Raw genomic sequence first — 15,941 nt, forward strand, 5'->3', positions numbered from 1 at the left:
CTTCCTCTAGAGTACTATTCCTTTACTAGCGGCGAAGTTGATTTCCCCATTGTTTGTAACATTTTCATTGATCCGTATAAATCAGTTATTCTTGTAAATTCGTCTTTATCATAAAATTGACAAGTATCACTTCCTACTTCTTTTGCCACTTCTATAGAGAAGCGTACAGCATCTGCAATATCTGTTTCATGACTAGCGCCTGTGCCACATCCAGGAACAATAGATTGAGCGGTGATTGCTAAGCCAACAACAGGTGCATCTGTAGCAACAGAAGGTTGTAAAATAGAATTAATATGATAAAGATCATTTCCATATGGAGTAATATCTTGTGAAGTGATTGGAAATGTTACAGGGAATTTCCCTGTAGTCATTTCTTTTATTCTAAGTAAATCCTCACTAACACGAAGTATGTACCCTTCTTTTACAGTAGGAGAAATGGCAATTCCTTTATGATTAATGACTCTATTTCCTTTTGTTGTATCAATAGAAATAATACAATCCATTTCAACAATTACCTCGTGTTTATTCATTGTTAAAATATCAACTGGTGAATCCATAAAATCAACTGGTTCATGTGGTCTTGTCGGAGCATCTGGGCAAATATGTGTAGACACAATAACGTCTCCTAACAAAGTATCTCCTTTTACTTGCATGTCTGCTAACTTCAAAGCTGTTGCAACGGCTGCTACTGCTCCATCTGCATCAGACACTAATCCAATTCTACTCGGTCGAGCGCCGATTCCACCTAGCCTACCAATGACACCAAGTGTAGGAACATCTCCTCCACCTAACTTTCCTTGTGAGCCAGGTATAACAATTTTAATAAAATCTGTGCTGCCTTTTTCTCCTTCTACCGTTTCTACCGTAGCTTCTACATTAGGGTATTCTTTGAATAAATCTGCAACAGCCTTCCCTGTTACATAGGCATTATCTAAAGCATCTATTGCAACTAACGTTTGTTTTAATACCATCTCTACTATTCTCTCCTTTTATTAAAGATACGAAATAATCTCTTTATTTATTATTTTCTCTACTGGAACTAAAAGTTTTTCGTTTCTCATCGTACTACTTAAGTGAAGATTTTCCTTCGGTACGTTAATAACGATAACTTTTTGCCCTTTCTCCATTTCTGCCGTTACAATTGGTCTTGCTGTTTTTGCATCAAATGTCATTAGTAAATCTGGAAAAGTACCGATTCTTTCTCCCTCTTTTTCCATGGTCATATACTCGTTCCAGAAGGTCATATGATAGCTCTCATTAATGGTAACTTTTCCAACATCAAATCCACCCATAGTATCAAGTTTAAAATCGGTTACATAGCCTTCTGCAACCACTGCTCCACCTAGGAAAGAAATAACTGCGTCTATAGCAGCTTCTCCTTTATGAGAAAGAAGTGCTTCTCCTAATTGTATCGCTTGTTTAATGGCACCAGGTGCTCCATGTTGCTTTGCATAGCCTACCGTTACTGGGTTTCTAGCAACTGCCACTAGACCACCAGCTTCAACTGATACATAACGTACCAATTGCGCTGCTTTGTCTAAAGATCCTGATATAAGCATTTCTACATACTTCTCGCCTTTCCCACCTACTGCTACTTGGCGAGATACATAGTTAGGTATCTCAGATAAGTTAAGAGAACCCATTGTTCCTGTCGGATGTGCTCTTCCATTACACGGAATATCCACAACTGGTAATCCAGTGATAGCAGATTGAAACCAACCATTAACCGTAGTTCCCGCTCCGTTTTCATTTGTCATAATCCCTTGTAGCGGAGAAGGAAGTTCTTTCTCTAAAAGTTCCATTGCCCTAATATAGTGAACAGGTTTAACATATTGCTCTTTGGCTGCTGGTGCACCTACTAATGAAACAGTCACAAGTAAGCCATCCTCTTTCATTTCATTAGCTTCTTTTAATACTGGTTGCCCTACCTCCAAGGCAAGACGGCCAATTTGAAGACCGTCTTCGATCTTACCTCCTCCTCCGCCGCCTAGGATAGCACCACCATAGACTGCATATTCTACTATTTTTTCATCTAGTTTTATTGTCAAATCATTCTCCTCATTTCCCTAGTTTAAATACCGAGTTAAAGAAGCTATATAAAGCATCTCCAGCAATGAAACCTGCTGCTAAAATACTCATTGGTGTTTCCGCTTCTTTACCTTTTTTCTTCACCCAAATGAGACGAATGATAATACCTGTAAGAACAGCAATCCCTGCATATGGAGTTGCTATTAACAATCCTGTCGCAAACATGATTCCTAATTGACGGTTAGGACCACCTATTAACTGTAGAATTGCACCTGGAATAGCCCAAATTAATAATTGATAAGCTACATCCATTGATGTTCCTGCTTGAATAGTAGAAACATAGACTGCGTCAATAGGTGGAACAAGATTATCTGCAAAATATCCTTCATATGTAACAAGTACAGTTATAAGTGCTACAACAAAGGCAACTAAAGATGTCATATACTGTTGCTTTCTACCATCTATTTCATATTCTTTTTCCGTTCCGTTTCCTCTCAGGATATGGCCTGTCTTAAAGTCATATCCCATATCAGCAAATGCTGGTCCTGTTGCTGCACTAAACCCTGCAAGCAATGCAAGCGCTACAGGTGGGAAACCAATCATCATCCCAATAAGAAGTGTTATAAATGCCACAGCGAATGCTGGAAACCACCCTGAATGCATAGCAGCAATACCAACGATTAACTCATGCACAAATGCAGCAAATGCTGCGAAAATAATAAACCCAATTAACATCCCAAAGGACATATCTGTAATAAGTCCACCTGTGATCGCAATAATAAGGGCGATAGCCATATAAACAATAAACCCAATACCTAAAGTTCTTTTTGCAACATGAATAGGTGTTGTAAACGATTCTTCTGTTGCATTTTCTATTGTTGCGGCTACTTCTTGATTTTTACCTTTGTTCCTTTTTTTGTCTTTACCAAAGATCAAAATAGAGATCTGAATTAAAGCTACAATACCAGCTCCAATCATTAAACCGTGTGGAATATATAATGCATTAACATCTACGCCGAATACTGGGACAGAAAATTGACGGAAAAGTAATCCAATACCAAACATAGTTAATGCCCATATATTACCTATAAAAGCTACACCAAAAGCAGACATAGGAATATGTAGCATAGAACCAATTACTCCAATTACCGCTCCAACCCCAAGTAATCCTGCTCTTTTCCCACCCTTATCTCCTGCTACAATTGCTTGCGCTGTTGCAGCTCCAGGTGCCCAGGTGCCAGAAGCGGGAAATAGCTTTGAATCAAATACTTTATAAAGTATGGCAGCATCAGCAAACATTGCCAAAGCAGCTCCTATTAGCATAGGAATAATTAAATCTGGCTCTCCCATTAAAAACGGGATTCCAATAGGGATTAATAAGCTATTAGCTGCTCCAAACGTGGCAGCTGATATAGATGTTTGAACCATGTTCTGTCTGTGAACAGATTTGTATCTCTTAAAAATAGTAATAGGCAGTCTTGCGATCAACATCGCAATAAGAGCTCCTATAATAGAAGTATTTGGAGTTACTCCTAGAGAAACAATAATTTGCATACCAATTATTGCTCCAAAAACCGCTGTAACAATAGTGATAATAAGAGAAACTGGCTCGAATAAACGAGGATGCTTCTTTGCTACTTCATCTGACTTCATATACGTTCCTCCAGCTGTTTCTAGTTTAATTAATAGAGTAATCTAATTTCATAAGAGAATAAGTGCTTTCTACTATTATTCTTTATACGATCGGTAGAGTTGTGCTGCAAATTGACCTTCTGCTTCAACAGCATCGATAATTGGCACAGCTACTTCTCCTCGAATTTGTTCTGCAAGACCAATTGTAGAGAAGCCTGTACAAGCAAAAACAATAACTTCTGCTCCTTGGTTTAGGAGTGCTTTAATTGCTTGTAAAGCTTTATCTTTTCCTTCTGGTTTCAAAAGATCTGTCGTATTCTTTACACCTTCAGGAGATGTATAAGCTATAAACTTACTTCCCAGTATTTCCTTTATCACATTTGGTACACTTGCTGTAATCCCTATAACACCTGCGGGTTTACCTATAGAGAGAGCAGTTAATGCCGCAGCACTTCCTGCCCCTATTACCGGAATAGAAACTGCTGCACGTAATTCTTGCATTCCCGGATCTGCCGCACAGCTAATTAGGAGAATTTTTGCTCCTTGTTCTTCCATCTGTCTCCCTAGCTCCACTATCTTAGGTACTGCCTCTTCTTCTGTTGTATCATTATAAATTCCTAGAGGTTGATTAGGTATACACTGATTATCAGTTGGAAGTCCATAATTCTTAGAAATGATATTTCCATGTTCGTTCAAAATATCTTGATTTTCAGTGGTGAACACACGAATTACTCCAATCATTTTTTACCCCTTCCTCTTCTCCAAAAGAATTAATTTTCTGAATATTATATATACTACCTGTTTAAAAGCTTTGCTTCAATGTATTGAGCAGACAAAATATAAAGGAACCTATTGTGCTGTTAGCACAATAGGTTCCTTATTTCATATTCCCTTAAATCGGTGAAAGAAGATACATAGGTAATATAGAAGTTTATCTTGAAAGTCCTCCAAAGAAATATCTGCAATTTCTCTAATACGTTCCATCCTATAATTCACGGAATTACGATGAATATATAATAGACTAGCCGTTTCTTTTAAACTTCCATTTGAGCTTAAGTAATAAAATAGGGTTTTTACTAAGTCACTACCATTCTCTTTATCATACTGAATTAACTTGCCAATTTTCCTATCGATAATGGCATCTATGCTCATGGAATCTGTATTGTCTAACAGAATCTTGAACATTTCTACATCTTCATAAAAATAAATACCTAGCTTCTTATTTAAGTTAGAACCTATCTTGATAGCATTTCTAGCTTCTAAATAACTCAAATGAATCTCCCATAGGAGGGCTCTTCCTCCAACACCGATAAAAGTTTCAGGAAACCTGTCCTTTATTGGCCTAAAGGCTTCTAAGATCCACTCCTTTACTACCAATTGTTGAGAAGGTACAGAGGATAGACCAATTAACCGGTTTCCTTGTTTTTTAAGAACTATCTTACTGTTATTTAGAGATTGAATTTTTTCAAGAATCTTGTTTGCTACTAAAAAAAGAGGAGAATCTTCTTCTATTATTTCTTTGCTTTCTATCACTATTATTCCCCAAAAATCATCTGGATTTAACCCCAATTGCTTTCCTTTACTTACTACTTCTTCTTGTGGAAGAAAAATACCAGAAAGTAGTTCTTCCATGAAATCTCCTCTGAGGTTATTCTTTGTATCTACCGCTGTCTTTCTTCTCATAAATTCTAAAGCAAATACAAGACGAGCTTGTTCTATACAAACTTTATCCATTTCATCTAAATAATCTTTAGCTATCAAAAACTTCCCTACTTTTTCTTTATCTACTGTTATTTCCCAGCTTCTCACATTAGTGCATAATTCTATTTCTGTATTTCTAGGAGAACAGACAACTTCATTCCCATCCGTATCTAATACAATAATCGGAGCTTCCATCATACTAGATACATTGTCCGCAACTGTTTGTATACCGCTATTTTCAAGCACCAAGGTAGTGAGTTTTTTATAAATTCCCTCTGATCTCTTAAGCATGGTTGCTTGTTTATTAATTATCTGCTCCATTACTGCGTTTGTAATATCAATATATGGAACATCTTTAGGGAGCTGTATAATCGGAAAATGATAGTTGTTGCTAAATTTTATTGTTTCTTCTGGCATTTCATGCAAATAACGTTCAGGCTTTATTGCAAGTGCTGCAGCATTAGCTTTTTCTAGATTTTGAACAAGCTTTGTAAGTAATGATAGGTCATGCCTAATTGAGTATGCAGTGGTTAAAAGTAATTCTCCTTCTCTAAGCCAACCATCAATATCGGGAACCTCCATGATATCGACAAATTGAATGGTTCGATTCAAACCTTCTTTTCCACTTATTACTTTTGCTTCCTTTAGAACAGGAAGTTTTAATAAGTCGTTTACTGAAATTCCAGAATGCTTCATCTCTTTACACCTACTTTTTTTGAATGCTATTATCATAGCGATTATTGCTATTTTTTTATGCTATATTTTTACGTTCTTAGCAATATAGCAGTGGGAGCATGACAAAACAAATATATTGTTATATATATACTTAAAGAAAGAACGAACAACCATATATTAATAACTACCTATTACATAACTTCCACCCGTGAGAAAACAAGTGGTTTACTCTGCATCTGCCCCTTTTTTATAGGTGAAGAGTAAGGTAAATAAGCAGAGAATTTCCGTGTATTTCGTTTCTACATAAAAAAATAGCTTCAATAAGCGAAAAAATTCCGACTATCTTCTTAAAATAGATGAAATAAGCGGATTTCATTGTACTTAACCGGAAATCATTCCCTTATTCCCCTAAAACCAATCGTCTATTTGGATTTAACCGGAAATTCTCCGTCTATTTTGCTGTTTATTGAAAGCTTAAAAGTTAAAATTACTTTTTGCACCATAGGGAAGTTTTTTACTAACTCACTATAGCGTTTTTAGGTTCCTAGAGGTACAGACCAGGGTCTACTTTTCTAAAATAAAAGCTTCCAATAAACTTGGAAGCTTCATAACTAGTATCCTATTCAGTAATTATTGTACCTTCATCGCAAGATCGCCAGTTTTTGCCCAACCGATTCTTAAGATCATATAATATAAAGGCAGAGTAATCACAATAGGAACTACTACTCCCATTGTTAAATAGACGAAGAATCCACTTGCACCTTGTGTTGCCAAAATACTGATTGGTGCGATTAGAGAATTTAAGCCTAAACCAGCCAATTCATAAGTTGCTGTAAATCCAAATCCTAGTGTTGCAATTGGAGCGCAGATGACTGCTGCTACAAAAGGTGGAATAATTAACAACGGATTTTTTACTAAGTTAGGGAACTGTACTTTTGGTGTGATAATTGATTGAGCAAGGAAGCCACCTAAATCATTTTGGCGAATGGACATTGCTGTAAATCCTACAAACTGAACAGTACATCCAATTAAAGCGGCTGCACTTGATACTGGGTCCATCTGCAAGGCGATGGCTAATGCTGCTGATGAAGCTGGCGTCATTAACAAGATACTCCAAACAAGTGAGATAACCATTGGTGCAATTAATGGAGATCCTTGAACAGATGAGGTAATTTGTGCACTAATCCACTCTAATAACGGTGTAGTAACTGCTGCTAATCCAAGACCTGCAAGTCCACCTACTAAAATAGCTGCTGCGGGAATGGCAACCATATCTAAGATTGTCTTTCCATTCACTTTCATACCAACATAAGTAGCAACAACTGCCGCTAAAACCGCACTAATCGGCTGTCCTGTAACCAATACCATACCTGCATCTGTTGCATGAAGAGCATTTCCACCGATTGTACTACAAACCATAGCACTAAAGATTACTAATGTGTTACCTCCTAGCTGATAAGCAATTCCTGCTCCAAAAGCTGGTGCAAGTAATACTTTAGCAACAGAACCAATTTGGATTAGAATGTCCCAGCCAAATGCTTTTCCGATTGATTCTAATAATAGTCCCATTCCTAAGGTAACTAATACCGCATTCGACATGCCAGTAGATGCTTTATACATTTGTTCAATAAGAAAATCTTTTTTCTTCATCCTTCTCTACTCCTCTATTATGAAAGTATAATTACTCCAATAAAAAAGCCTGTCCAACTATTGGATAGGCACGATGTAAACAAATTAATTGTTTAGTGCCCTTGTTTTTACCGAACAAAAACTGGACTAAACAATTTCCCGATTAACACTTAAAAGGGGATTATTTAATCCTAAGAGCATAATATGAGTCTAATTATAGGCAGTAATTCTCTTCTCGTTTTCATAAATATGCTCCTCCTTTTTTCATGTTTCTTTATTGTGTAGCTATAATATCACCAATATTCAGAATATGTAAATAACTATTTGAATTCTGAAAACAATAAAACGTTATCATAAAATAACAATTTGTTAAGTTTATTCATCTTCTTTTGATTAATTGGTTTATAATTCTGAATATTATTTACTATTTGAAGGACATTGTAAAAAATCTATTAAAATATGGAGTTTTTGTAAGAAAATTTAACAAAAAAAAGAGTGGTTTCCCACTCTTCACACAATTTCCATATTTTTCGTTTCTTTTCCAAAGAAAAACACCACTGCTGCACCAATTAAAACTGCTATACAGAATATCGTAAAGATTGTTGAAAGAGGTACATTTTGAGCTGTTAAATAAGGAACAAATAAAGGCCCTAACACCCCACCGATTCTTCCAATGGCTGCCGCCATCCCAGCACCTGTTCCACGAACCTCTGTTGTGTATTGTTCCGGTGTATAGGCGTAAAGAGCTCCCCATGCGCCTAAATTAAAGAATGATAGAAGAATACCTGAAGTAAGTAGCATTGCTGTACTGTCTGAAAGCCCAAACATAAGTGCACTTCCTGCTGTTCCAACTAAAAAGACAACTAGTACAAACTTTCTCCCCACTTTTTCTATTAAATAAGCAGCTACTCCATACCCCGGTAATTGTGCTAATGTCATAATAAGAACATATTCGAAGCTCTTAATCATACTATGCCCCTCTGCCACCATTACACTTGGTAACCATAAAAACATTCCATAATAAGAAAACACGACACAGAACCAAAGAATCCATAATGTTATGGTTTGTTTTCTGTTATTCTTAGACCATAACCTTTGCATACTTTCCTTAATAGATAGCTTTTTTTCCTTTTCTACACTTAAGTACTTTGGAGAATCTGGTAAATTCCATCGTAAGTATATAGCATAAAAAGCTGGAATCACACTAATTAGTAAGGCGGCCTGCCACCCATAATCAGGGATAACGAAATAGGAGATAATAGCAGCTAATAGCCATCCAAAAGCCCAAAAGCTTTCAAGTAATACAACTACTCTTCCTCGTTTTTCCTTAGGAACACTTTCTGAAACAAGTGTTGAAGCTACTGGCAATTCTCCTCCTAATCCCATTCCAATAAAGAAACGTAAAAGAAGAAAGATCGCTAAGGAAGAAGTAAATGCTGATAACCCACTACCAATGGAGAATAATAATATGGTAATCATAAAGACATTTTTTCTACCTATTCTATCTGCCATAATTCCAAAAATAAGAGCACCAACTGCCATACCAATAGAGTTTATACTTCCAATCCATCCCATTTCTTTTCCGCTTAGATTCCAATCCACTTGAAGTGCTGTAATAATGAAAGATAGCATACCAACATCCATTGCATCAAACATCCAACCTAGTCCTGCAATTCCAAGAAGTTTTCTTTGCGATACTTCTTTTTTCATAATTTCCTCCTACATTTTTCTTTTATTATTTCCTTCAAACTAATACTTATGAAAACTATCTATTATCTTACCACCTGTCATGACACTTGTCATTACCTATTTACATTAAAATGATGGAATATAACGTTTTAAAGTTGTTAGGTAATCCAGAACTTACTGAGTAAAGGAGAACAACGCGTAAAAAGATAGGACTAGCACTAATATCCCTCTCAAACTGAGAGAATTCCCTAGCAATTTTCCAATAATTATGGGCAACCAAACATTCTATGCAAATCCATGAAAAAAATTCTTAATAAATGTGCTCTAAACCCCTTTACTTTCCAATAAATAAGCATAAAATGTTTCTTATGTTTGTTATTTTTACAGTAAAGGAGAAATAGAGCTTTGAACGTTTCTAATAATAGAATTCAAAATCAAACACTCTTTCATATATCTTGGCCACTGTTCATTGAATTAGCCCTACATATGGGGATGGGAGTCACTGCTACACTGATGCTAAGTCACTATTCAGATGGAGCAGCTGCTGGAGTAGGAGTAGCTAACCAATTGCTAGGTATTTTCATTCTAGTATTTAATGTTACATCCATTGCTGCCATGATTCTTATTAGTCAAAGAATGGGTGCAAATAATTTTAGTGAGGCACGAAGGTTTTCTCGTTCTGCAGTGGGATTGAACTTCTGGTTCGGTATTGCAGTCGCTATCCTCGTTCTTCTCTTCGGTGAACCTTTATTACGTTTATTTGATATTCGCGGTGAAGTATTAGAATATGGTTTAATATTCGTTCGTATTTGCGGCGCTTCCCTCTTCTTAGAATCTCTCTCTCTTGCCTTAGGTGCTATTTTACGAAGTCACGGTTTTACAAAGGAATCTATGATTGTTAGTGTTCTTATGAATGTCATCAGTGTGGTAGGTTATGCACTAAGTATTCTTGGTATGTTTGGTTTACCTGTAACTGGGGTTGTAGGTGTTTCATGGACAATAGTTATTGCTAGAACATTTGCGGTCCTTGTTCTGCTTTACTTAATTTATAAAAGGATTGCCTTAACTTTTACAGTGAAAGACTTCATTAAAGTAGATAAACAGGATGTTAAAGAAATGCTGTATATTGGTATCCCTTCTGCTGGAGAAAACTTATCTTATCAATTTTCTCAATTAATCATCACTGCTATAGTGGCTTCTTTAGGAGATGCTTCGTTATCAGCAAGGGTATATATTACTAATATATCTATGATTTGCTATCTTTTTACGTTAGCTATTGCAGAAGGAACACAAATACTAGTTGCACGGTATATTGGTGCCAAACAGTTCAACCTTGCTTTAAAGCGTGGAATTAAAACACTTAAGATTGCAATGATTGCATCCCTTGTTGCAGCTTTAATCATGGCTGCTATAGGATCACCAATCTTAGAATTATTTACAGAGAACTATGAAATTATTGCAATTGGTCTACCTATTCTTTGGGCAGTAGTATTTACAGAACCAGGAAGGGCTATGAATATTGTTTTAATGAGTTCCCTAAAATCCTCTGGAGATGTTCGATTTCCTGTTATAATCGGCATTATTTCCATGTGGGGAATAGCAGTAACTTTAAGTTATGCTCTTGGAATTACTTTAGGTCTGGGCTTACTCGGAGTTTGGCTTGCTCAAGGAATCGATGAATGGTTCAGAGGTATATTTGCTTATAGACGCTGGAAATCTCGACCTTGGGAAAGGGTTAAGGTAAAGGATGCCATTAAGGGGCATGCATAATAAAATCTGATGAAAGAAGAGGAAAGGCTGTTGATATAGCCTCTCCTCTTCTTTATTTATACTATTTCCTATTTCAATTGCAATAATTCTAGTATTCCCTTCATGCTGCTTCTGCTAGGTTTTTATTTATGAGGAAGGCTTGTTTAAGTTTTTGCAGCCCTTAACCTATGATTATAATTCTTCAAGCACAGATGATTCTCTGATAATTAATTTTGGTTCAAATATATGCTTACCCTGCTTCTTATTGCTTTCATCCACTTTTTTTAATAGCACTCTAGCACAAGCTTCTCCCATTTCCATTACTGGCTGTCTAATGGTTGTAATCTTTGGGGAAGATATTCGATCAAGGAATACACCATCAAACCCTGTCACCACAAAGTCTTCTGGAACCTTTTTACCTAATTGTTGAATAGCACGAATAACGCCCATAGCAATTCGATCAGAAGCACAAACAAAGCCAAATCTTCCATCTTCGCTTTTCAAGAATTCTAAAACTTTTTTCTCTGCTTCTCTTGAACTATTTTTGGTTTTAATAGCCTTTCCCTCTAAACGCTCTTCTGTCATAGCTTCTAAATATCCAATTTCTCTAAGTTTCTCAAAGGGCTCTTCTTCATCTATTCCAATAAATATAAGTTGTTTATACCCGATGTCTAGCAAATGTCGTGTGGATAAATAAGTACCCTTTTTATTGTCTACATCTACAAAATCATAGCCATGAATATTTTCTCCAAATAAAACAACTGGAATGTCAATTTGATCGATAAAAGCATAATCCTTCTCACGCATTCCGGTTACAATGATTCCATCACACTTACCAATATTAAGTGATGTTCGCGTTACTAATTGTAAGGAATAATGATTCTTGTCCAACTCGCGACTTATTCCTGTAAGTAAATTCATATAATAAGGCTCTACTGTATCCATTTCTTCAAGGATAAGTAGCTTTATTACTTGTGTACGATTATTAACAAGAGCCCTAGCTGCATAATTTGGTACATAGTTTAATTCTTTCATCGCTTTATAAACTAACTGTTTCAATTCATCTGTTACTTGTTCAGGATGATTAATCACTCTAGATACCGTCATTTTCGAGACATTAGCTTTCTTCGCTACATCTGTAAGTGTTGCCAAAAAAGATTCCCCCAGTTTTCAAACTTTCTCTTCCTCTAACATAAGGATTTATTAACTTAATAATAGCATATATTCCCACATGTAAAATATCCTAACTAATAGGCTGAAGTTGTAACAATAAAATTCCTTAAATTGCTTGCTTAATAGGTGAAATAAGCTGATAATATAGTTATGCAAACGTTTTCGTTGCTGTTATAATTATTATAAACTTTTTATTCATTTATCTCAACTTATATTAATGCAAACGATTGCCTAATGAAAGGATGTATGAAATTATGTTAAAAGAGGCTATTTATCACCGACCAGGAAATAACTTTTCCTATGTTTACAAAGAAAACACCGTCCATATCCGTTTACAAACTAAAAAAGATGACGTAGACACAGTTTCCCTCATCTTTGGTGATCCTTATATTTTTGTAAATCAAGCTTGGCAATACCAAAAAGCATTCATGACTAAAAGTGGTAGCACAGAACTATATGATTATTGGTTTATTGAAATAAAGCCAGAATATCATCGTTTACGCTATGGATTTGAATTAAAATCTAATAAAGACACACTTATATTTACAGAGAAGGGTTTTTACTCTACTATTCCAACAGATGATACTGCTTATTACTTCTGTATTCCATTTGTTCATAAGAGTGATTCATTCCAAGCACCAGCATGGGTAAAGGAAACAGTCTGGTATCAAATATTTCCTGAACGCTTTGCAAATGGAGATGCGAGTATTAATCCAACAGACACATTAGAATGGGGAAGCACAGAACCTACACCAACTAATTTTTTCGGTGGAGACTTTCAAGGAGTTATTGATCATGTAGATTATTTAGTAGAGCTAGGTATCAACGGTGTTTATTTCACTCCTATATTTAAGGCCTATTCTAACCATAAATATGACACAATAGATTATATGGAAATCGATCCACAATTTGGAGATAAAGAAACTTTTAAAAAAATGGTAGATGTTCTTCATCAAAATGGAATTCGAATTATGTTAGATGCTGTGTTTAATCATAGTGGATACTTCTTTCCACAGTGGCAGGATGTAATGGAAAAAGGGGAACATTCTATGTTTAAGGATTGGTTCCACATTCGAGAATTCCCTATACAAACTGCTCCTATTCCAAACTATGATACTTTTGCCTTTACCCCATTTATGCCAAAGTTAAACACTAGCCATCCCGAGGTAAAAGAATATTTACTAGAAGTGGGACGGTATTGGGTTAGAGAGTTCGGAATTGATGGTTGGAGATTAGATGTGGCTAACGAGGTTGATCATTCATTTTGGCGTGACTTTCGAACAGAGGTAAAAGCAATTGATTCTGATATTTATATATTGGGAGAAATCTGGCATGATTCTATGCCTTGGCTCTTGGGGGATCAATTTGACGCAGTGATGAATTATCCATTTACGACTGGAGCGGTAAATTTCTTTGCAAAGAATACCATAAGCGCTAAGGAATTTAAGCAAACCATAATAAATGTACTTCATATGTATCCAAACAATGTTAATGAGGTTTCCTTTAATCTATTAGATAGCCATGATACTCCAAGAATATTGACCTTAGCTAATCAGTCGAAGGAAAGAGTAAGGTTACTATACCTGTTTATGTTATCGTTTACAGGAACACCTTGTATCTATTATGGAGATGAAATTGGACTGGATGGAAATCAGGATCCTGGTTGTAGAAAGTGTATGGTTTGGGAAGAAGAAGAACAAGATCGAGAGTTGTTTACTCATCTTCAGAAACTAATATCTTTGCGTAAAACCTATCCAGTATTCGGTAACCATGGAACCTTTTCATTCCTAGAATCGAATAGTGACATCCTTATGTACAGAAAGACATTTGAAAATGAACAAATTGTTATATCCATAAACCATACTGACCAAGAACAGAGCTTTACTATTCCTTTAGAAGATATAGAGAATAAAAATGTGTATGATTTATATAACGACAAGGAAATTATTTGGAGTGAAGATGCAGTGCTAACACTCGGACCAGGGGAGTTTTCGATTTTACACTTTAAGAAATAAGCTACAAGAAGAAGAAGAAGTTTCCCTATCAAAATTATCAATATGAGCACTAGGAGAATCTGTTAAATAACTACGCAAATAGCATACAGGAATGCTTGGTTTAGCCTTCCAAGCATTCTGTTTATATATTGACTTGTTCAACTAAAGCACCCGTTAGTTGAATAAGCAATTTCTCTTTTTTCACACATTATCTACGAACTATTCATCTACGATTTCTTCTTTGTCTTTGTTAAATCAAACCAACTTTGCATACTTTCTATATCCTTCTCACGAATTCGCAACTGTATTTTTTTCTTCATTTAAATTAGTATTAATAACAACCTCATCCGTTTCATAACCCATTGTATACGACCAATACAGTGCTTTTTCTATTCATTCACTCCCTTCATATAATGAGTCTAAAATTTAGTCTTATTGACCAGTAAACTTTTTTACCAATAACGAAACCTAAATTCATATGAAAACGTATACTATTCAAGCCTTACCGAAGGGAGATGAATAAATGAGTCTAATTTTATGGATGACTGTTTTGTCTGGTACCTTAATCGCAATATTCGCAGACAAGAAAAAATGTAATAAGAAAATTTCTTAAAATTCACTTATTGATATTGTCCTTAGTAATTTTCAATTTTTGACGACAAATATCACACTTACCTCTAATGCGTTTTTTAGAGGTCTTTTTTGTGTATTATTCAATCGAATTCTAACTTTTCAAACATTATCTAATGTGTCAAAGGTCGTATAAAACTATCTTTTTCTTATTAAACTAAACTGCCCTGATAGCGACATAAGAAAAAGGCTTGTTTTTTTTAGGAATGTGCACATACATTTATGTGTATTTCTTTCCTACTCACTTATTTTTTCATTAATAATACAGATGTGATGCTACATTCTTGAAAAAAATATCTTCAAATAATAATTTCATTGCTGAAAAAATTTACGTATTAATTAATCAAAAAGAGAGTTTACTTTCTGATCCTGACAGTAGTCTTTGAATATTTTTTATATGTCTAATAATTACTATAACTGCCAATAAACAAACAAAAATATTAAAGTAAAAAGTATGACCCCAAAATGGAATAAAAGATATAACAGCAACAAATATTGTAGCAACTATAGATCCTAAAGAAACATAACGAGTTACAGCCACTAGTATCACAAAAAATCCAATGCACAGGATTGCCAAAATCCAGTCAGCCATAAATAATACAGCCACAGCTGTAAGTGCTCCTTTACCTCCTTTAAACCTAAAATATATAGGCCAGTTATGCCCTATTACTGCTCCTGCTCCTGCAACTAGAAGGCTTAAGCAATCACTTGCATCCCCAGAGAAAAAGTAAACATTTAAGTATAAGCCAATTAAACATGCAATAATGCCCTTTAGTATATCACCCACAAGTACAAATGCAGCAGCAGATTTACCTAATACTCTTAGAGTATTAGTTAGCCCAGCATTTTTACTTCCATGACTTCTTATTTCCTTGCCATATATTTTCCCTACAATTACAGCAGTATTAAGGCTACCTAATATGTATCCCAAAACTAATGCAACAAATATACTTAGAACGTCCATCTCCAATAATCACTCTCTTTCTCCCTTAGCTTTCTAGCAATGAAAATCTTACTTATCCAAATATTAATATTCTCTTT

11 protein-coding genes are annotated in these 15,941 nt (G+C 35.3%); 2 read left to right on the top strand and 9 right to left on the bottom strand.

All coding sequences use genetic code 11. The features are described 5' to 3' along the window. Positions 1-14 precede the first annotated feature (14 nt). The 7 genes from F9279_RS07570 to F9279_RS07600 all read right to left on the bottom strand — a co-directional run bounded on the left by F9279_RS07570 (position 15) and on the right by F9279_RS07600 (position 9,375). Positions 15-971 carry a DUF1177 domain-containing protein gene (locus F9279_RS07570; RefSeq protein ID WP_152112191.1) on the bottom strand — a complete coding sequence of 319 codons (957 nt, stop codon included), beginning with the start codon at positions 969-971 and terminating at the stop codon, positions 15-17. 21 nt (positions 972-992) lie between these two features. Continuing rightward, positions 993-2,048 (bottom strand): DUF917 domain-containing protein, encoded by a 1,056-nt coding sequence (locus F9279_RS07575; RefSeq protein ID WP_152112192.1) that lies wholly within the window; start codon positions 2,046-2,048, stop codon positions 993-995. 10 nt (positions 2,049-2,058) lie between these two features. After that, positions 2,059-3,681: an OPT/YSL family transporter gene (locus F9279_RS07580; protein ID WP_152112193.1), complete on the bottom strand. Its 1,623-nt coding sequence runs from the start codon at positions 3,679-3,681 to the stop codon at positions 2,059-2,061. Between the two features lie 75 nt (positions 3,682-3,756). Beyond that, positions 3,757-4,401, bottom strand: coding sequence for an aspartate/glutamate racemase family protein (locus F9279_RS07585; protein WP_152112194.1), 645 nt, complete (start codon positions 4,399-4,401; stop codon positions 3,757-3,759). Positions 4,402-4,542: 141 nt separating this feature from the next. Then, positions 4,543-6,057 (bottom strand): PucR family transcriptional regulator, encoded by a 1,515-nt coding sequence (locus F9279_RS07590; RefSeq protein ID WP_193224507.1) that lies wholly within the window; start codon positions 6,055-6,057, stop codon positions 4,543-4,545. A 609-nt stretch (positions 6,058-6,666) separates the two neighbouring features. After that, positions 6,667-7,686, bottom strand: a complete 1,020-nt coding sequence (locus F9279_RS07595; RefSeq protein WP_152112196.1) for a PTS transporter subunit IIC — start codon at positions 7,684-7,686, stop codon at positions 6,667-6,669. Between the two features lie 489 nt (positions 7,687-8,175). After that, positions 8,176-9,375, bottom strand: a complete 1,200-nt coding sequence (locus F9279_RS07600; RefSeq protein WP_413463199.1) for an MFS transporter — start codon at positions 9,373-9,375, stop codon at positions 8,176-8,178. Positions 9,376-9,759: 384 nt separating this feature from the next. Between F9279_RS07600 and F9279_RS07605 the strand changes: the two genes are divergently transcribed. Continuing rightward, on the top strand, positions 9,760-11,124 hold the full coding sequence (locus F9279_RS07605) for an MATE family efflux transporter (RefSeq protein WP_152112198.1): 1,365 nt from the start codon (positions 9,760-9,762) through the stop codon (positions 11,122-11,124). Between the two features lie 171 nt (positions 11,125-11,295). Here F9279_RS07605 and F9279_RS07610 read toward each other — a convergent pair whose 3' ends face one another. Next, positions 11,296-12,255: a LacI family DNA-binding transcriptional regulator gene (locus F9279_RS07610; RefSeq protein ID WP_152112199.1), complete on the bottom strand. Its 960-nt coding sequence runs from the start codon at positions 12,253-12,255 to the stop codon at positions 11,296-11,298. Between the two features lie 275 nt (positions 12,256-12,530). Between F9279_RS07610 and F9279_RS07615 the strand changes: the two genes are divergently transcribed. Beyond that, complete coding sequence (locus tag F9279_RS07615) at positions 12,531-14,291, top strand: alpha-glycosidase (RefSeq protein WP_152112200.1); 1,761 nt, start codon at positions 12,531-12,533, stop codon at positions 14,289-14,291. Between the two features lie 952 nt (positions 14,292-15,243). On the opposite strand, the gene plsY is transcribed toward F9279_RS07615, so the two are convergent. Next, positions 15,244-15,864, bottom strand: coding sequence for a glycerol-3-phosphate 1-O-acyltransferase PlsY (gene plsY / locus F9279_RS07620; RefSeq protein WP_152112323.1), 621 nt, complete (start codon positions 15,862-15,864; stop codon positions 15,244-15,246). Positions 15,865-15,941: the final 77 nt, after the last annotated feature.

The organism is Bacillus sp. B1-b2, assembly GCF_009183415.1.
Taxonomy (GTDB): domain Bacteria; phylum Bacillota; class Bacilli; order Bacillales; family Cytobacillaceae; genus Niallia.